General features: G+C 73.1%; 16 protein-coding genes and 1 pseudogene. 9 read left to right on the top strand and 8 right to left on the bottom strand.

Annotated features, from left to right (window positions below; genetic code table 11):
- Nucleotides 1-36: 36 nt before the first annotated feature.
- Complete coding sequence (locus ACFV9J_RS32185; RefSeq protein WP_385360096.1) at nt 37-1455, bottom strand: HEAT repeat domain-containing protein; 1419 nt, start codon at nt 1453-1455, stop codon at nt 37-39.
- Nucleotides 1456-1789: 334 nt separating this feature from the next.
- Nucleotides 1790-2182, bottom strand: a complete 393-nt coding sequence (locus tag ACFV9J_RS32180) for an ankyrin repeat domain-containing protein (RefSeq protein WP_385360093.1) — start codon at nt 2180-2182, stop codon at nt 1790-1792.
- 269 nt (nt 2183-2451) lie between these two features.
- On the opposite strand from ACFV9J_RS32180, the gene ACFV9J_RS32175 reads away from it, so the two are divergent.
- The 3 genes and pseudogenes from ACFV9J_RS32175 to ACFV9J_RS32165 all read left to right on the top strand — a co-directional run.
- The gene (locus tag ACFV9J_RS32175) at nt 2452-2646 is read left to right on the top strand and encodes a hypothetical protein (RefSeq protein ID WP_115741101.1); all 195 of its coding nucleotides are present in this window, start codon (nt 2452-2454) and stop codon (nt 2644-2646) included.
- A 62-nt stretch (nt 2647-2708) separates the two neighbouring features.
- On the top strand, nt 2709-4451 hold the full coding sequence (locus tag ACFV9J_RS32170; RefSeq protein WP_385360089.1) for a hypothetical protein: 1743 nt from the start codon (nt 2709-2711) through the stop codon (nt 4449-4451).
- Nucleotides 4452-4954: 503 nt separating this feature from the next.
- Nucleotides 4955-5182, top strand: a pseudogene (locus ACFV9J_RS32165) (transposase); the annotation flags it as partial.
- Between the two features lie 129 nt (nt 5183-5311).
- Here the strand turns inward: ACFV9J_RS32165 and ACFV9J_RS32160 are convergent.
- Nucleotides 5312-6811 carry a PLP-dependent aminotransferase family protein gene (locus ACFV9J_RS32160; protein ID WP_385360086.1) on the bottom strand — a complete coding sequence of 500 codons (1500 nt, stop codon included), beginning with the start codon at nt 6809-6811 and terminating at the stop codon, nt 5312-5314.
- A 102-nt stretch (nt 6812-6913) separates the two neighbouring features.
- Between ACFV9J_RS32160 and ACFV9J_RS32155 the strand changes: the two genes are divergently transcribed.
- The 4 genes from ACFV9J_RS32155 (at nt 6914) to ACFV9J_RS32140 (ending at nt 10412) form a co-directional block, all read left to right on the top strand.
- Nucleotides 6914-7588, top strand: a complete 675-nt coding sequence (locus ACFV9J_RS32155; protein WP_385360084.1) for a YitT family protein — start codon at nt 6914-6916, stop codon at nt 7586-7588.
- Complete coding sequence (locus tag ACFV9J_RS32150; protein ID WP_385360082.1) at nt 7585-8352, top strand: glycerophosphodiester phosphodiesterase; 768 nt, start codon at nt 7585-7587, stop codon at nt 8350-8352. The genes ACFV9J_RS32155 and ACFV9J_RS32150 overlap by 4 nt, the downstream gene beginning before the upstream one ends.
- Nucleotides 8353-8404: 52 nt before the next feature.
- Nucleotides 8405-9760 (top strand): MFS transporter, encoded by a 1356-nt coding sequence (locus ACFV9J_RS32145; protein WP_385360080.1) that lies wholly within the window; start codon nt 8405-8407, stop codon nt 9758-9760.
- 277 nt (nt 9761-10037) lie between these two features.
- On the top strand, nt 10038-10412 hold the full coding sequence (locus ACFV9J_RS32140) for an RNA polymerase-binding protein RbpA (RefSeq protein WP_003977404.1): 375 nt from the start codon (nt 10038-10040) through the stop codon (nt 10410-10412).
- Between the two features lie 135 nt (nt 10413-10547).
- On the opposite strand, the gene fxsA is transcribed toward ACFV9J_RS32140, so the two are convergent.
- The 4 genes from fxsA to ACFV9J_RS32120 all read right to left on the bottom strand — a co-directional run bounded on the left by fxsA (nt 10548) and on the right by ACFV9J_RS32120 (nt 14675).
- Nucleotides 10548-11132 carry an FxsA family membrane protein gene (gene fxsA, locus ACFV9J_RS32135; protein ID WP_385360078.1) on the bottom strand — a complete coding sequence of 195 codons (585 nt, stop codon included), beginning with the start codon at nt 11130-11132 and terminating at the stop codon, nt 10548-10550.
- A 46-nt stretch (nt 11133-11178) separates the two neighbouring features.
- A complete protein-coding gene (locus ACFV9J_RS32130; protein ID WP_385360075.1) occupies nt 11179-12015 on the bottom strand; it encodes a polyprenol monophosphomannose synthase in 837 nt (278 codons plus the stop codon).
- A 525-nt stretch (nt 12016-12540) separates the two neighbouring features.
- Nucleotides 12541-14145 carry an amidohydrolase gene (locus ACFV9J_RS32125; RefSeq protein WP_385360072.1) on the bottom strand — a complete coding sequence of 535 codons (1605 nt, stop codon included), beginning with the start codon at nt 14143-14145 and terminating at the stop codon, nt 12541-12543.
- Nucleotides 14146-14234: 89 nt separating this feature from the next.
- Complete coding sequence (locus ACFV9J_RS32120; RefSeq protein WP_104633953.1) at nt 14235-14675, bottom strand: Lrp/AsnC family transcriptional regulator; 441 nt, start codon at nt 14673-14675, stop codon at nt 14235-14237.
- Between the two features lie 267 nt (nt 14676-14942).
- Between ACFV9J_RS32120 and ACFV9J_RS32115 the strand changes: the two genes are divergently transcribed.
- Entirely contained in the window at nt 14943-15380 is a 438-nt protein-coding gene (locus ACFV9J_RS32115) for a hypothetical protein (RefSeq protein ID WP_385360069.1), read from the top strand.
- Nucleotides 15381-15544: 164 nt separating this feature from the next.
- Nucleotides 15545-15862, top strand: a complete 318-nt coding sequence (locus tag ACFV9J_RS32110) for a hypothetical protein (RefSeq protein ID WP_385360067.1) — start codon at nt 15545-15547, stop codon at nt 15860-15862.
- On the opposite strand, the gene ACFV9J_RS32105 is transcribed toward ACFV9J_RS32110, so the two are convergent.
- A complete protein-coding gene (locus ACFV9J_RS32105; RefSeq protein ID WP_385360065.1) occupies nt 15825-17000 on the bottom strand; it encodes an acyl-CoA dehydrogenase in 1176 nt (391 codons plus the stop codon). The two genes, ACFV9J_RS32110 and ACFV9J_RS32105, sit on opposite strands and share 38 nt — an antisense overlap.
- Nucleotides 17001-17309 lie beyond the last annotated feature (309 nt).

The following is a 17309-nucleotide window of genomic DNA, read 5'->3' as shown; positions in this document are numbered from 1 at the left end:
CGACGCGGCTCTCCGCCGCGCCGGCGTCCGGGGCTCTCACACGGTGGGCGCGTCCGGTCCGAAGCGGCTGCGTACCGCCGTCTGGACCTCGTCCTCCTCGGCCGGGTCGGCGGCGAGCCTGCGCAGCCGTTCGACGACGCGGTTGTCGCCGGTCTCGGCGTGGCGCGCGGCCAGTTCGCGGGTGGTCTCCTCGCAGTCCCACAGGCACTCGATGGCGAAGCCCGCCGCGAAGGACGGATCCGTGGCGGCCAGCGCGCGGGCGGCTCGGCCGCGCAGGTGGGAGGAGGCGGTTTCGCGGTAGATGTGGCGCAGTACGGGCGCGGCGCAGGCGATGCCGAGCCGTCCGGTGCCGTCGACGAGGGTCCACAGGGTCGGCGCGTCGGGGCCTTCGCCGCGTACCGCCTCCCGCAGCGCGGCGAGCACCAGATCGCGGTCCTGTGCGGCGCCGCGGCAGGCGAGGACCCGTCCGGCGGCGGCCCCGAGGGCGTCGGGCCGGTGCACCCAGCCGCGGGCCCGGTCGACGGCGGCGAGGCTGCGCATGCGCTCGTAGGTGGCGACGGCGGCCTCCACGACGGGGGTCGATCCCGTCGCCACGGCGCCGTCGATCAGGTCGAGGACGTCCGGGTCGTTGCTGTCGGCGAGATAGCGCAGGGCGGTGCAGCGGGCGCCCTCGGTGCCCGACCGCGCGGCCTCGACGATCTCGGGCCGGTCCTCGGGCCCGGCGACGGCCGTGAGGCAGCGGGCGGCCGGCACATGGAGCGGGGTGCCGCGCTCGACGCCCTGCTCGGCCCATTCGAAGACAGCTCGCACGCTCCAGCCGGGGCGCGGCCCGGAGGAGTTCATCTGGCGCTGCCAGCGGTCGAAGCAGCCCGTCTCCTGGGCGGCACGCACGCGCGTGGCGATCGATTCCCGGGGGTCCTCGGCCCACAGGCGCCAGGGCCTGGGTTCGAAGGCGTCGCGCACCGCGGCGGCCAGCTCGGCCTCGCCCTCGGCGTCGCGCGGGAAGCGGGCCAGGACGGGCGCGGCGAGGGCGCGCAGTCCCGCGTCGTCGTCGCGCAGTGCCAGCTCGTCCAGGGCCCACGCCCAGTTGACGCCGTGGGCGGCGTACCGGCGCAGCAGCTGGAGCGCGTCCAGCCTGCCGTAGGAGGCGAGGTGGCCGAGGACGGCGAGGGCCAGCCCGGTGCGCGACTCGTCGGCGTCCAGGACGTCCTCGGGGTCGAAGAGGTGGGCCTCGATCGCGTCCAGCTCGCCGTTCAGGTCGAGGTAGAGGCGGGCGTAGTAGAGGGAGCGGTTCTCGACCTGCCAGTCGTGGCGGGGGTCGTGGAGCACACAGTGGTTCAGCGCCGCGAGCGCTTCGGCGCGCGGAGCGGTGAGCGCGTGCAGCGTGCCGTCGCCGCGACCCCGCTGAAGCAGGCCGAGCAGCGTACCGCTGGGCGCTATGACCGGATCGAACATGGGAAACAGCCTCACATCAAGCGTCGACGCAACCGGGGAGCACGCGTTACCTGGCCGTGCGCCAACACGTCGGAGCGCCCGCCGTCTCTTGCTTGCTGAAGACCATGTTCCTCTGCCTCTCGTCGGTGGCCCTTGCGGGCCGAGTCACGGCCCGCGCGGTGCGGCAACACCTGCCCAGCCATCACGTCCGTGAACCACGTCGTCATGATGGCCCGGCGGTCACATCTGCCGCGACCGAAATTTCGGCGGCCCTGTACCGCCTCCCCCGTTTCCAGTGTTTTCCCTGGTCAGAAAATGTGGAGCAGGCCCGGACGGGACCCTCTCCACCGCCCCGTCACCGGGCGCCGAACAGCTCCAGCAGGTCCGTCCGGGCGAACATCCGGGCCGTGTCGACGGCCGACGGGGTGCCCGCGGCCGGGTCCACGCCCGCCTCCAGCAGCGCCTTGGTCACCTCGATCTCACCCTTGAAGGCGGCTCCGGCGAGCGGCGTCTGACCCCGGTCGTTGACACGGTCGGCGTCGGCGCCGCGGGTCAGCAGCGCGCGGACCGCGTCGGCGTGACCGTGGTAGGCGGCGAGCATGACGAGGGAGTCGCCGCGCTCGTTGGTGAGGTCGGCCGGGACGCCGGCGTCCACGTACGCCACCAGCTCCTCGGTCCGCCCCTGCCGGGCCAGATCGAAGATCTTGGTCGCCAGCTCCACGACCTCGGGGTCGGGGGCTTCACTCATCGGCCGGACCACCTCTCACTACCTGCGTGACGCTCGCACGGGTCTGACGAACGCCGGGGACGACGGGTACGCACGGCCACGAGCGGTGTGGCCGTGCGGGTGAACCGCCAGGGTACTGGCTCGCGGCACACCCGAGCGGCCCAAGGACCGCTCCGCCACCCGAGGTAATTCGGTCGAATTTCCCCCATTTGCACCTTTTATCGTATGGATACATGCTGTGAGCCTGGAAGTACTCATGGTGACTGTCCCCGTGAACCAGGAGAACTCACATGATCCTCTCGATCTCAGGCGTGGTCCTGCTCGGCATCGTCGTCTTCATCTTCTTCCGCAAGGACGGCCTCAAGGCCTCGCACCTGCTGGTCGCCGTACTGTTCGGGTTCTATCTCGCGAGTACGGCCATCGCCCCGAGCATCAAGGCGGGCGGCGAGAGCCTGGCGGGCCTCCTCGGCGGCATCAAGTTCTGACGACCCGCTCCCCCCGCCCGACCCGACATCCGCACGTACGTACGCACCTCCAGGAGGCAGCAGTGGCCCGGCGGCCCCTCCCCCGCATTCTGAGCAACGGCGGCGCACAGCTCGCCCGGAGCCGGGAGCTGGCCCGGACGGCGGCCGACAGCGCCACCGACGTCCTCCAGCCGCTGATCACGATCGCCCGCGGTCTGCGCCGTCTGGCCGCGGCCGCGCGGCGCAGATGGACCGAGACCCCCAGGGACCGGCGCGGCGCGCTGCTGTTCCTGGTGGCCTCGGTGGTCCTGGTCGTGGCACTCGTGCCGTACGGCCCGCTGCTCGCCGTCATCGTCCTGATGGCGGCGGCAGCCTGGCAGGGCAGGGAACGCACCCAGGCGGCGCCCGAGGGCACCGACGACACCCGGACCAGGCGCCTGCAGTCGCTCTACGAGGCGCTGGTCCCGTACTTCTCGATCGCGGAGGACCCCGACCCCCTGTACGCCCACGGCGGCGGATGGGAGAAGGCGTTCCCCGCCCACGAGTTCGACGAGGACGGGCGCGTCGCCCACCTGGTGATCCGCTACCCCGCCTACTTCACCGACGGGGAGGCGGAGTCCCGGGCCCGGATCGAGCACCTGCTCACCGCGAAGTCCGGCCGGGGCCGGGAGTACCGCTTCACTTGGGACGAGGAGGCCAACCACCTCTCCGTCGACGTGCTCGCGGCACTCCCCACCGACATCGCCGCCCAGCGCTTCGTCACGGCGCCCGGCGAGACCGTCCTCGGCTTCACCGACCCGACGCGCGTCCAGCGCACGCTCCCGCTCACCCACGGCGTGGAGCAGCGGGACGTACCGCCGGTCGTCTGGCGCACCGGCATCCGCTCGACCGAGCCCCACCTGCTGGTCCTGGGGCAGCCCGGCACCGGCACGTCCACCCTGCTGCGCTCGGTCGCCCTCCAGGCACTGCACCACGGCGACCTGCTGATCGTGGACGGCGGGGGCACCGGGGAGTACGCCTGTCTGGTCGGCCGGGACGGCGTCCTGGCCGTGGAGTGCGGCCTCACCGGCGCGCTGACCAGCCTGGAGTGGGCCGCCGCGGAGACGGAGCGGCGGCTGATCGCCGTGAACCGGGCCCGTCAGCAGGGCCTGGCGGCACCGGACGACACCCGGCGGCCCCTGTGGGTCTTCCTGGACCGTCCGACCGCGTTCACGCACCTCGCCGACACGGGTGGGCGCCGCGACCCGCAGACCCTGCTCCAGGTTCCCCTGCGGCACGGCCGGGCGGCGAACGTGACGGTGGTCGTCGCCGACCAGCTCGACGCCCTCGACAGCCTCACCGACGCCGTACGGCAGCACACGCGCGCGCGTGTCGTGCTCGGCCCGGCCACCGCGGACGAGCTGGCGAACGCGCTGGGCGCTCCCCCGCACACCACTCCGCTCGACCAGGTCCCGCCCGGCCGGGGGTACGCCCGCCTCGGCACCGGCCCGGTGCACCGTCTCCAGGTCCCGGCCACCCCGGACCCCTACGACGACGCGACGAGCGAGGCCCACCGGCAGGCGGTGCTCGACCTGCTCCCCCCGCGCACGACACCGGCGGACGGGGAGCAGGCACCCCTGCCCCCGGAGGCCGAGGCGGAGGTGGAGGCCGTCTCCATGGAGAAGAAGGACACCCCGGTCCGCGGGGTGGCGGGCGAGCCGGAGGCGACCGCGGCGGAGGCGGAGCCGGCCCCGGTGACGGCGGAGAAGGCGACGGCCGGGACGCCGGCCGAACCCGCGCCCGCTGAGACGGTTCCCGCGGACGCGGTCGCGGCGGAGACCTCCTGACGCCCCGGCCGGGACGGACGCACCCCACCGCCCGTCCCGGCCCCCGCCGCCTCTCCACCGTCCGACCACGCCCCTCCAGGAGCCCCGCCGGGCCCCGGGAGCCACAGCCTCTTCACCGGGCCGCTCGACGCTCACCGGTGCGACCCGCCCGTGCGCGTCCCACCCGCCTCGCGGCCCGGCGGCCACGGCGTCCCCGACGAGCACGCCGAGGCAGATGCGGCGCGCATGCCCGTCACATGGCCGACCATTGCCGACGCGGCAGCTCGCCACCGCCCTCAACACGGGCGGGCGGGCGAACGGACGGAGGCCCACCGGGATTCAAAGGCGAAGGCTCCCCGGCGGCCCCGCCGCCCGACAGGACCTAGGGTCCGGCAGATCATGCCGCGGACGCGGGGTCTGGCACCCCCGTCTGCAGCGTTGTCGTCAGTCGCCGACTCCCCACGCTCGACTGCGCTCGCGGGGGGGGACCCATCGCGTCGACTCCTTCCTCCGCCTTGCGGAACTGGATATCGAACCTGCCCGCCACCACACCGGTCGCCGACCTGGTGCGGTGGGCGAAGATGCGCTGGCGGATCGAGCACGACTACCGCGAACTCAAGCACGGCCTGGGCCTGGACCACTTCGAGGGCCGCACCTGGCGCGGCTGGCACCACCACGTCACCCTCGTCACCGCCGCCCAGGCTTTCCTCACTCTCAGGCGGCTCGACCCAAAAGCACGCATGCCGGCCTGACCCTCTACCAGATCCTCGATCTCCTTCAGGACCTGCTGAGGTGCTGGACCGGCACCTGCACCACCTGCGGACAACCGCTGCCTACCCCACGAGGCCGCCACAGACAGGCCAGAACCTAACGAAGCTCTACTAGGCCACGAACGTCCGCGGTGCCTCGCCGCCGCCGACGCCGCCGCTCTCCACCAGCCGGGCCGCCGCGGCCAGTCGTACCGCCGCCTCCTCGGCCACCGCGCCGCCGACCGTGAACGGCAGCCGGACGTACCCCTCGAAGGCACCGTCGACCCCGAAGCGCGGCCCGGACGGGACGCGGACGCCCACCCGCTCCCCCGCCTCGGCGAGCCGGGACCCCGACAGGCCCCCCGTGCGCACCCAAAGGGTGAGCCCACCGCGGGGCACCTCGAACTCCCAGTCGGGCAGCTCCCGACGCACCGCCGCCACCAGTTCGTCCCGGTTCTGCCGGGCCTGCTCACGGCGCACCGTCACGGCCTGCTCCCAGCCTCCGGTGCTGAACAGCCAGTTCACGGCGAGCTGCTCCAGCACCGGTGTGCCCAGGTCGGCGTACGCCCGCGCGGCGACCAGGCTGCGAATCACGTCGGGCGCGGCGCGGACCCAGCCGATGCGCATCCCGGCCCAGAAGGCCTTGCTCGCGGAGCCGACGGTGATCACGGTGGAACCGGCCGGGTCGAAGGCGCACACGGGGCGCGGCATCTCGACGTCGTCGTCCAGCCACAGCTCGCTCATCGTCTCGTCGGCGACGAGCACCGTCCCCGCCGAGCGGGCCGCGTCGACCAGCCGTCGCCGCTGGTCGTCGTCGGCGAGCGCACCGGTGGGGTTGTGGAAGTCGGCGACGACGTAGGCGATGCGGGGCGCGGCATCGCGCAGCACCTGGCGCCAGCGGTCCACGTCCCAGCCGGTGAGGCCTTCGGCCATCGCGACGGGCACCAGCCTGGCCCCGGCCTCGCGCATCAGCTGGAGGATGTTGGCGTAGGACGGGGACTCCACGGCGATCCGCTCGCCCTGCCCGCCGAAGAGGTGGCAGATGGCGTCGATGGCGCCCATCGCCCCCGTGGTCACCATGATCTGCTCGGGCATGGTGGGGATGCCCCGCGCGGTGTAGCGCTCGGCGATCATCGCGCGCAGCGCGGGCAGTCCGGCCGGGTAGTCGCCGTGGGTGTGCGCGTACGGCGGCAGCTCCTCCAGGGCGCCCTGCACCGCGCGGGTGAGCCAGGGCTCGGGTGCGGGCAGCGCCGCGCATCCCAGGTCGATCACCGAGCCGAGCGCCTCGGGCGGCAGCGGCTCGAGTCCGCGCGCCGGCAGCGGGTTCCCGGCCGGAACCGCGGTCCAGCTGCCCGCCCCGCGCCGGGACTCAAGGAAGCCCTCGGCACGCAGCGCCTCGTAGGCGGCGGCGACGGTGGTCCGGCTGACGGTCAGGGCGAGGGCCAGTTCGCGCTCGGCGGGCAGCCGGGCGGCGACCGGGACGCGGCCCTCCAGCACGAGCAGCCGGATGCCGTCGGCGAGCGCGCGGTAGGCCGGCGGACGGCGCGTGCCGGGCCCGGCCGGGCGGTCCTGCTGGGAGCCGAGCAGCCGCGCGAGCTGCCCCGCCCCCACGGCCGAGGTCCACTGCGCCATGGAAATCAGTCCACCTTCCTCGAATTGGCCATGGTTGACTCTTGTTCTGTAGCCACAGGGTGTCATGTGGCAGTCCACTACCACCACCCCAGGGGGCACTACTTGTCCAGGCAGTCGAGGCAGTCCAGGCAGTCCGGGCGGCTCGCGCGGCGGCTGATCCAGCTCTACGGCGGCCTCGCCCTGTACGGAGCGAGTTCGGCGCTGCTGGTCAGGTCCGGGCTCGGCCTCGAACCGTGGAACGTGCTGCACCAGGGCCTGGCGGAGCACACCGGCCTGTCGATGGGCGTGGTGCTGACCGTCGTGGGCGCGGCGGTCCTGCTGCTGTGGATCCCGCTGCGCCAGCGGCCGGGCCTCGGCACCGTCTCCAACGTGCTCGTGATCGGCGCCGCGATGGACGCCACGCTGAGCGTCGTGCCGGACGCCCACGGCTGGACGCTGCGGATCGCCGCGATGGTGGCGGGCATCGTCCTGAACGGCGCGGCGACCGGGCTGTACATCGCCGCGCGCTTCGGCCCGGGACCCCGGGACGGCCTGATGACGGGGCTGAACCGGCGCACGGGGCTCTCGGTGCGTCTGGTGCGGACCGCCGTCGAGATCACGGTCGTGGTGACGGGCTTCGCGCTCGGCGGCACGGTGGGCCTCGGCACCCTGCTCTACGCCGTGTCGATCGGCCCGCTCGCCCAGGTGTTCCTGCGCGCGTTCGCCGTGCCGCCGGCACCGGACGGCAGCACGGTGGTTGCCGCCGGTCAACCCCGGCGCGCGATACTGCGTCGGTGACCACCCCGATACGCCACCCCTACCTCGACCATCCGGGACCCATCGCCTTCGCCCATCGGGGCGGGGCGGCAAACGGCCTGGAGAACACACTGCGGCAGTTCCGCCGGGCCGTCGGTGCGGGCTACCGGTACATCGAGACCGACGTGCACGCCACGCGGGACGGGAAGCTGGTCGCCTTCCACGACCCGACCCTGGACCGGGTGACGGACGGGGCCGGGCGGATCGCCGACCTGCCGTGGGAGAACGTGCGCCACGCGCGCGTGGGGGGCGAGGAACCGGTGCCGCTCTTCGAGGAGTTGCTGGAGACCTTCCCCGGGGTGCGCTGGAACATCGACGTGAAGGCGGAGCCCGCCCTGGAGCCGCTCCTGGAGCTGATCGGCCGGCACAACGCCTGGGACCGGATCTGCGTCGGCTCGTTCTCCGAGGCGCGCGTGGTCCGCGCCCAGCGGCTGGCCGGCCCACGCCTGGCCACCTCGTACGGCACCCGCGGTGTCCTCGGTCTGCGGCTGCGCTCCTGGGGCGTGCCGGTCGCGCTGCGCCACTCGGCGGTGGCCGCGCAGGTTCCCGAGACGCAGTCGGGCGTCCCTGTGGTGGATCACCGCTTCCTGCGGGCCGCACACGCGCGCGGGCTGCAGGTGCACGTCTGGACGGTGAACGATGCGGACCGCATGCACCGGCTTCTGGACCTGGGAGTGGATGGCATCATGACCGATCACATCGACACACTGCGCAAGGTCATGGAGGACCGCGGCGCCTGGGGATGACCCCCGGCCGCACCCCGGGGACGGTGCGCGTGCACGGGGAAGCGAGGGCACGGTGGGCACCGACACCCTGCGGACGGATGCGGCGGACGGGGCCGACCCGGCCGGAGAACGGCGGCGCGAGCAGCGTGGCTGGTACTTCTACGACTGGGCGTGCTCCGTCTACTCGACGAGCGTGCTCACCGTGTTCCTGGGGCCCTATCTCACCTCGGTCGCGGAGTCGGCGGCGGACGCGGACGGGTACGTCCACCCGCTGGGCATACCGGTGCGCGCCGGGTCGTTCTTCGCGTACTCGGTGTCGCTGTCGGTGATCGTGGCGGTGCTGGTGATGCCCCTGGTGGGTGCGGCGGCCGACCGCTCGGGACGCAAGAAGCCGCTGCTGGCCGCCGCCGCCTACACCGGCGCCGCGGCCACGACCGCCATGTTCTTCCTCGGCGGCGACCGCTATCTGCTGGGCGGTCTGCTCCTGGTCGTCGCCAACGCGGCGCAGTCGGTCGCGATGATGCTCTACAACTCCTACCTGCCGCAGATCGCCCCGCCCGAGGAGCGCGACGCGGTCTCCTCCCGCGGCTGGGCCTTCGGCTACGCGGCCGGCTCCCTGGTCCTGATCGTCAATCTGGTCCTCTACACCGGCCACGACTCCTTCGGACTGAGCGAGAGCGCGGCGGTCCGCATCTGTCTGGCGTCGGCGGGACTGTGGTGGGGCGCCTTCGCGCTCATTCCGCTCCGGCGGCTGCGCGACCGGCGCGCGGTGGCACGGGAGGCCGCGCTGCCCGGGTTCCGGCAGCTCGCGGCGACCGTCCGCGACATGCGCCGCCGCCCGCTCACGCTGGCCTTCCTGCTGGCGTACCTGGTCTACAACGACGGCATCCAGACGGTGATCTCCCAGGCCTCGGTCTACGGCTCCGAGGAACTGGGCCTCGGACAGTCCACGCTCATCGTGGCGGTGCTGCTGGTCCAGGTGCTGGCGGTGGCGGGCGCGCTGGCGCTCGGCCGGCTGGCGCGGAGGTACGGGGCCAAACGCACGATCCTCGGGTCGCTGGTGGCCTGGACGGTGACCCTCGCGGCCGGTTACTTCCTGCCGGCCGGGGCGCCGGCGTGGTTCTTCGTGCTGGCCGCCGGGATCGGGCTCGTCCTGGGCGGCAGCCAGGCTCTGTCCCGCTCCCTGTTCTCCCACCTGGTCCCGCCGGGCAAGGAGGCCGAGTACTTCTCGGCGTACGAGCTGAGCGACCGCGGGATGAGCTGGCTGGGGCCGCTGCTCTTCGGGCTGACCTACCAGCTGACCGGGAGCTACCGGGACGCGATCATCTCGCTGGTGGCCTTCTTCGTCATCGGGTTCGTACTGCTCGCGCGGGTCCCGGTGCGGCAGGCGATCGGCGACGCGGGCAACCCGGTACCCGAAAGGATTTAGCACTCGGCGCGAAAGGGCTGTAGTGTACGCGTTTGGCCTGCCAGGCGTACCGTTACTGCGCGTCAAAGGTGCCGAATCGCTATGTCACATCTGCCAGCAGAGGTGACAAACCGGACGTCGGCGGGTACTGCACTGGTTGCAAGGCTGCGGCTGCGACGGCGACGCAGGGCCCGGATCGGGAGTCGGGACGGGAATCTTTACCGCCGCCCGGACGTTGACCGGATGACGACGACAGCGACACCTGTCCTGTGGGCGACAAGCCCGGGAGGCACGATTCATGAGTGAGCGAGCTCTTCGCGGCACGCGCCTCGTGGTGACCAGCTACGAGACGGACCGCGGCATCGACCTGGCCCCGCGCCAGGCCGTGGAGTACGCATGCGAGAAGGGGCATCGGTTCGAGATGCCCTTCTCGGTCGAGGCGGAGATCCCGCCGGAGTGGGAGTGCAAGGTCTGCGGGGCCCAGGCACTCCTGGTTGACGGCGACGGCCCTGAGGAGAAGAAGGCCAAGCCCGCGCGTACGCACTGGGACATGCTGATGGAGCGACGCACCCGCGAGGAACTCGAAGAGGTCCTCGAGGAGCGGCTGGCCGTTCTGCGCTCCGGCGCGATGAACATCGCGGTCCATCCGCGAGACAGTCGCAAGAGTGCGTAGCGGGAAACCTTAGGCGACACAACCGAACAAAAACCGCGGGTGCCGTACATGAGCTTCATGTACGGCACCCGCGGTTTCCTGTCGTGCCGTGCCCTGCCGTGCCCTGCCGTGCCGTGTAGCGCCCGGACCGCAGGCTCAGCGCGTCAGCGGAGGGCGCGGGTCCTGCGGCGTGTCGTCCGGGTCGTCCCGTATGACCTCGCCCTGGACGACCTTGCCGTCCGGGTGCTGCATCCGGGCCTGGCGGAAGGCGTCGCCCAGGGTGCCGGGCCCGGCGTCGCGGAGCTTGCGCTCCACCGTCCGCTGGGCGTAGCGGCTGACGCCCTTCTGCACCGGGGGCAGCAGCATGAGCAGGCCGAGCACGTCCGAGATCAGACCGGGCAGGATCAGGAGCAGCCCGCCCAGCATCATCAGGCCGTTGCCCTCGCTGTTCGGACGGGCCTCGGGCGGCACGCCCGCCCGCATGGCCGACTGCTGCTGGTTGAGCGTCTCGGTGAGGTTGCGGAAGGCCCGGCGGCCCGCCGCCTTGATGACCATGGAGCCGAGGACGACACCGGCGACCAGGAGCAGGAAGACCAGGAAACCGCTGGTCGCCCCGGCGACCACGATCAGCAGCCAGATCTCCAGCACGAGCCAGGCGGCGACGCCCAGCGGCAGGAACGTGCGCAGCCGGGAGCGCGGAGGCCGGGCAGGGGACCTGGGGGTCTGTGCGCCAGTCGTCATACTCCCAGTGTGCCTGGCCCCGGCTCAGTGCGGCATAAGAGGGCGGTCAGGTCTTGGCGCTCGAGGCCGTCTGGCCGTCGGCCGCCGTGCCGGACTGCCTGTCGCGGCCGAGTACCTTGCCGACCCGCTCCCCCACGCCCCACGTGGTGACCCGCCACAGGGCCTCCACCAGGATGTCGCGGCTCATCTTGGAGTCGCCGAGTTCCCGCTCGACGAACGTGATCGGCACCTCCACGACGTGATAGCCGGCCTTGATCGCCCGGCGGGCGAGGTCGACCTGGAAGCAGTAACCCTGGGAGGCGACCTCCTCGAGGCCGAGCCCTTCCAGCGTCTCGCGGCGGAAGGCGCGGTAGCCGCCGGTGATGTCGCGCAACGGCAGATCGAGCGCGAGTCTCGAGTACATGCTGCCGCCGCGCGAGATGATCTCGCGGGACTTGGGCCAGTTCACCACCCGGCCGCCGGGCACCCAGCGCGAGCCTAGGACGAGGTCGGCGCCCTTGAGGGCGGTCAGCAGGCGGGGCAGCTCCTCGGGCTGGTGGGAGCCGTCGGCGTCCATCTCGATCAGCACGCCGTAGCCGTGCTCCAGGCCCCAGCGGAAGCCGGCGAGGTAGGCGGCGCCCAGCCCTTCCTTGCCCTTGCGGTGCATGACCTGGACGTGGTCGTCCGCGGCCGCCAGCTCGTCGGCGAGCTTGCCGGTGCCGTCGGGGCTGTTGTCGTCGGCCACGAGAACGTGTGCCTCGGGGACGGCCTCGCGCACCCGCGTGACGATCGCCTTGATGTTCTCCGCCTCGTTGTAGGTCGGGATGATCACCAGGGCCGTGCCCAGCGGGCCGAACCGCCTCTCCCGCCCCGCAGCCGCGGGCGTCCCGTCGCCGTCGTTCACCACTGCCCCTTCGTGTCCGTACACAGAGGACCACCATAATCGCCACGGCCTGCGCCGACGTGACAGGACGGCCGTACGGTGGTGTCGTTTTCCCGGAACCGGGGTAGGGATGGCCGATTCAGGCCGTTTGTGCGACGGATGGGGGCCCGGCGCCCTTCGGGCCGGCCCGGGACCCGCCGGCTGCGGGTCGGCCCAGGCCGTTGTCTACTGAGCGCCCGGGCCCCACCCGGGTCACACCTCCCGACCGGCCGGAACGTTCCCTCGTCGCGGTGCGGGCGCTGAGCCTGGCTCCCAGTGGCGGTGCCCCGGTGCGGCACACCGTCCCTGACTCAGCGGCGCCGCGACGCGTGTGCGGAAGGTTCCCCGGTCGGGCGTCCGGTGGTGGACTCGGCCGAACCTACCGGCCCCCCGCCGTCGCCTGTCAACAGTCGTTCCACCTGCACCTTTGATGTCAATGCGCAGGTCAGCGCGGAGGAGACGCAGGTCGTGGCCGCGCGAAGATCATCGCCCCGTCGGCCGTGGAGATCACTCGCCCGGCCGTACGAAGACCGTCCGGCCGCCCACCACGGTACGCAGGCAGAGGGGCAGGTCCCGGCCGGGGGTGAGGTCGGGCAGGCCCGGGGTGCCGGAGCGCGGGTCGGTCGACCAGCGGGCCACCCGGTCGTCCGGGGCCTGGACCACGAGTTCGCCGGTACGCCACACGGCGTAGTCCGCGGGCACGCCCGGCACCAGGACACCCGCGTCGTCGCGGCCGATCGCCCGCCAGCCGCCCCGGGTGTGCGCCGTGAACGCGGCGCGGACGGAGACCCGGTGCTCCGGGGTGCGGTGGAAGGCGGCGGCCCGGACGGTCCCCCACGGGTCGAGGGGGGTGACCGGGCTGTCGGAGCCGAAGGCGAGCGGCACGCCGGCGCGCAGCAGGGCGGCGAAGGGGTTGAGCGTGCGGGCCCGCTCGGCGCCCAGGCGCCGGGCGTACATACCGTCCTCGCCGCCCCAGAGCGCGTCGAAGGCGGGCTGGACGGAGGCGGTCAGACCCAGTTCCGCGAAGGCCGCGACGGTCTCGGGGGTGAGCATCTCGGCGTGCTCGACGCGGTGGCGGGCGGCGCGCAGGCGGGCGAGGCCGATCTTGTCGGCGGCGGCGCGCACTCCCTCCACGACGGCGCTCACGGCGGCGTCGCCGATGGCGTGGAAGCCCGCCTGGAGGCCCGCCTCGGTGCAGGCGACGACGTGCGCGGCGACGGCGGCGGCGTCCAGGTGGGCGGTGCCGGTGTGGCCGGCGTCGGCGTAGGGCTGGTGCAGGCAGGCGGTGTGGGAGCCGAGGGAGCCGTCGACGAAGAGGTCCCCGGCGGCCCCGACGGCGCCCAGCTCCCGCGCCTTGTCGACGTCCTGCTCGGCCCAGTAGCCGATCACCCGCGGCCCGGGCTCCTCGGCGGACAGGCGCAGCAGGCCGGTCAGGTCGTCCTCGGAGGAGATGTCCGGGCCTGCGCATTCGTGAACGGTTCCGATGCCGAGGGAGGCGGCGTGCGCGAGGGCCGCGCGCTGGGCGCCGGCGCGCTGGGCGGGGGTGACGGCCCCGAGGGCCGCGGCGCGTACGGCGTGGTGGGCGTCGCCGGTGAGCGGGCCGTCCCCGCGCGCGAGGTCACCGGGCGCCAGGTCGAGCAGGGCGGTGGTGACGACGGCCGAGTGGACGTCGATCCGGCTGAGGTAGAGGGGACGGCCGCCGGTCGCGGCGTCCAGTTCGGCGCGCGCAGGCGGCTGCCCGTCGGGCCAGCGGGCGGCGTCCCAGCCGTGGCCGAGGAGCACGCGGTCGTCCGGGCGGGCGGCGGCGAAGTCCCGTACGAGGGCGAGGGCCGCCTCGCGGGTGGGGGCGCCGGACAGGTCGAGCCCGGTGAGGGCCAGGCCGGTGGCGGTGGTGTGCACGTGTGCGTCGGTGAACGCCGGGGTGACGAGGGCGCCGTCCAGGTCGATCACCTCGTCGACCCCGTCCGCGAAGGCGTCCGCGGCGCCCTCCGAGCCGACCCAGGCGACCTGGCCGCGTTCGACGACCATGGCCGTCGCGAAGGGGTCGGCGGGACTGTGGACCTCGCCGCGGCGCAGCAGGACGGTCGAGGTCGGGGTGGTGGACTCACTCATGGACACCAGTCTCGCCCCTCGCGGGGGCCGCCCGGCAGCCGGGGCGGCCGGGCGCGCGGCCGTGGCCCCGCACTCCCGCGCGGGCGCCGTCAGATGCGCGGCGGACGGGACTCGTAGGGGGTCGAGAGGACCACGGTGGTGCGGGTCGAGACACCGGCGAGGGAGCGGACCCGGGCGAGCAGTTCCTCCAGCTCGTGCGGGGTGGCCACGCGGACCTTGAGGATGTAGTTCTCGTCGCCCGCGACACTGTGGCAGGCCTCGATCTCGGGGACCCCGGCGAGGCGGTCCGCGATGTCGTCGGGAGCGCTGGGGTCGAACGGTTTCACCGAGATGAAGGCGGTCATCGGCAGCCCGACGGCCTCCGGGTCGACGACCGCGGCGTAACCGCGGACGACGCCACGCTGTTCCAGCCGCCGCACCCGCTGGTGCACGGCCGACGTGGACAGGCCCGTGGCCTTGCCCAGGTCGGTGTAGCTCATCCGCCCGTCCTTGACGAGCAGCTGCACGATCTGTCGGTCCAGCTCCTCCATGGCGCAAGAACCTACAGTGCCGTTGACCTCCTCGGACACCCGAGCAGTCCGGGTCATGCCCCGTTCGTGATGTGACGGGCCGTCGGGCGGGGCCCGGGCGGGGACAAACCCGCCGCACGGGGCATCTGCGAGCGGCATGTGACGAAGACCACACTGGTTGAACGTTCTCCGTGATGTTCTCGTGATTACCCCGGAGGGGGGACGGGAAGTGCTTGCTGTGGTCGAGGCCGCAGTGCCGTCACGGCCCAGCCCGAGGGGGAGAATCCCATGCAGAGTCTTAAGCGCCCTGGTCGTACCACGCCCAAGCGGCAGCAGCCGGTCGTCGAGCCCGTATCGGAGGGCGTCGAACCCGACGCCTTCGACGACGAGGAACTCGACGCCTACGACACCTTCGAGATGTACCGGGTGCTCTGCCCGGACTGCGCGCAGCCCATCGCCCTGCTGGCGGACGAGGAGACGCTGCCGGAGCACGCCCTGTGCGCCTCCCCGTGGAATCCGTTCGGGCTCACGGTCTGCGCCGGCACCGGCCGCAGGGCCACCGAGGCGCGCCCCGCGGACGACTCGTTCCGGCCCCACGAGCAGGACACCGCCCTGCTGTTGACGCTCCCCCGGGGCCTCGACTGGCGGACCCAGCCCTTCTCCCACGTCGGCGGCCCGGGCTCGCGCCCGATGCGGGTGCCGACGATGCGGCGCGAAGCGGCCTGAGGCCCCCCGGGCGCCCGGTTCGGGGGCTCGCCCGCCCATTGCGTCACCCCGCCCGCGCCGCGGCTCGCAGGATGCCGTGGCGCGGGCCGGTGGCGGACGCCCACGAACTCACGCTCGATTGCCTCCGCCGGTGACCTGTCCGCACTTCGCCGCGTTGGCGGTGTATGACCCCCACGTACTCGTCGACCGGGAGTCGGCGCCGCGTGTTCGTGCCGGTGCCCGCGGGACCGGTTCCACCGGCCCCGCAGATCCCGGACCCGCCGATCTACCGTGAGCTGATGCGGACCTGGGCCGACGGCGGCCGCACCCTGCCCGGACGCCACGACCCGGAGTGGGTCAGGCTCGCGGAACCCCCGCGCGGCCTCGGGGACTTCTTGGCCACGGGTGACTTCTTCACCACCGGCGACTTCAGCGGCGGCGGCGACTTCGCCGTCGCCGCCGACCTCACCGCTCCTCGGGACCCGCGAGGTGACGGGCGATGACCATCCGCTGGATCTGATTGGTCCCCTCGACGATCTGCAGCACCTTGGCCTCGCGCATGTACCGCTCGGCGGGGAAGTCGGCGGTGTAGCCGTACCCGCCGAGGATCTGCACGGCGTCGGTGGTGACCCGCATCGCCGTGTCGGTGCAGTGCAGCTTGGCCATGGCGGCCTGCTTGGCGAACGGCAGCCCGGCGTCGCGCAGTCGGGCCGCCGTCAGGTACAGGGCACGGCCCGCCTCGATCTGCGTCGCCATGTCGGCGAGCATGAAGCGCAGCCCCTGGAAGTCGGCGATCGGCTTGCCGAACTGCCTGCGCTCGGCCGCGTAGGACACCGCCTCGTCCAGCGCCGCCTGGGCCACGCCGATCGCGCAGGCGGCGATGCCCAGCCGGCCGGAGTCGAGCGCGGACAGGGCGATCGCGAAGCCCTGCCCCTCGTCGCCGAGGCGGCGGGCGTCGGGGACCCGCACACCGTCGAGGTGGACCTGTGCGGTGGGCGAGCCCTTGAGCCCCATCTTCTTCTCCGGCACCGCGACGCTCAGCCCCTCGGCGTCGGCGGGCACCAGGTACGCGGTGATGCCGCGCGGTCCGTCCTCGCCCGTGCGCGCCATGACGGTGTAGAAGTCGGCGATGCCGCCGTGCGTGATCCACGCCTTGGTGCCGGTGATCACCCAGTCTCCGCCGCTTTCGCGCACGGCCTTGGTGCGCAGCGAGGCGGCGTCGGAGCCGGAGGCGGGCTCGGAGAGGCAGTAGGCGCCGAGCAGGCCGCCGCCGAGCATCGCCGGCAGGTGCTCGGCCTGCTGCTCCTTGGTGCCGTACGTGGCGAGCGCGTAGGAGGCGAGCGTGTGCACGCTGACGCCGAGGCCGACGGTGAGCCGGGCCGCGGCCAGTTCCTCGAGGACCTGGAGGTAGACCTCGTACGGCTGCTCCCCGCCGCCGAACTCGGCGTCGTAGGGCAGTCCGAGGAGGCCCGAGTCGGACAGGAGGGTGAAGACCTCGCGCGGGAAGCGTCCGGTGTCCTCCTCCTCGGCCGCGCTCGGGGCGATCTCACGCTGCGCGATGTCGCGGACGAGCGAGATCAGGTCCCGTGCCTCGTCCGTGGGCAGTTGCCGGTCCACCGGCTGCGGGGCGCGGTCGGGCATGGCGACGCTCTCCTCCCTGTCGGGCACATCGGCGGACGTGCGCCTTGGGTGGAGGCGGCTCCGCCGGGTCGTTCGGGCCTGGCCGATGCTCGCACTCCCGGGTCGCGGAAGCGGCTGACCAGCGGCTGTGCGCTGTGAGTATGCCCGATCGGAGGCATGGAGTCACCAGTTAACGACCGCTTACTCAAAGAATTCCGGGAATGACCCCGGCCTGGCCGGCGAGGGACGGGATTCCGGTGGGATTCCGGCTTCGGAACCCAAGAATGGTCCGAACCATTGACCACACTGGTCTAGTCCTCCTACGGTGAC

Origin of the sequence: Streptomyces sp. NPDC059906, from assembly GCF_042730645.1 — a bacterium.
GTDB lineage: Bacteria > Actinomycetota > Actinomycetes > Streptomycetales > Streptomycetaceae > Streptomyces > Streptomyces rubrogriseus.
This window is presented reverse-complemented; position numbering and strand designations above follow the sequence as displayed.

Bases quoted from the DNA above. Each gene is read 5' to 3' on its own strand.
- ACFV9J_RS32105 (WP_385360065.1), bottom strand. From the start codon at position 17,000: ATGCCCGACCGCGCCCCGCAGCCGGTGGACCGGCAACTGCCCACGGAC.
- ACFV9J_RS32125 (WP_385360072.1), bottom strand. From the start codon at position 14,145: ATGAGTGAGTCCACCACCCCGACCTCGACCGTCCTGCTGCGCCGCGGC.
- ACFV9J_RS32115 (WP_385360069.1), top strand. From the start codon at position 14,943: ATGCAGAGTCTTAAGCGCCCTGGTCGTACCACGCCCAAGCGGCAGCAG.
- ACFV9J_RS32120 (WP_104633953.1), bottom strand. From the start codon at position 14,675: ATGGAGGAGCTGGACCGACAGATCGTGCAGCTGCTCGTCAAGGACGGG.
- ACFV9J_RS32140 (WP_003977404.1), top strand. From the start codon at position 10,038: ATGAGTGAGCGAGCTCTTCGCGGCACGCGCCTCGTGGTGACCAGCTAC.
- ACFV9J_RS32180 (WP_385360093.1), bottom strand. From the start codon at position 2,182: ATGAGTGAAGCCCCCGACCCCGAGGTCGTGGAGCTGGCGACCAAGATC.
- fxsA (WP_385360078.1), bottom strand. From the start codon at position 11,132: ATGACGACTGGCGCACAGACCCCCAGGTCCCCTGCCCGGCCTCCGCGC.
- ACFV9J_RS32175 (WP_115741101.1), top strand. From the start codon at position 2,452: ATGATCCTCTCGATCTCAGGCGTGGTCCTGCTCGGCATCGTCGTCTTC.
- ACFV9J_RS32110 (WP_385360067.1), top strand. From the start codon at position 15,545: ATGACCCCCACGTACTCGTCGACCGGGAGTCGGCGCCGCGTGTTCGTG.
- ACFV9J_RS32185 (WP_385360096.1), bottom strand. From the start codon at position 1,455: ATGTTCGATCCGGTCATAGCGCCCAGCGGTACGCTGCTCGGCCTGCTT.
- ACFV9J_RS32160 (WP_385360086.1), bottom strand. From the start codon at position 6,811: ATGGCGCAGTGGACCTCGGCCGTGGGGGCGGGGCAGCTCGCGCGGCTG.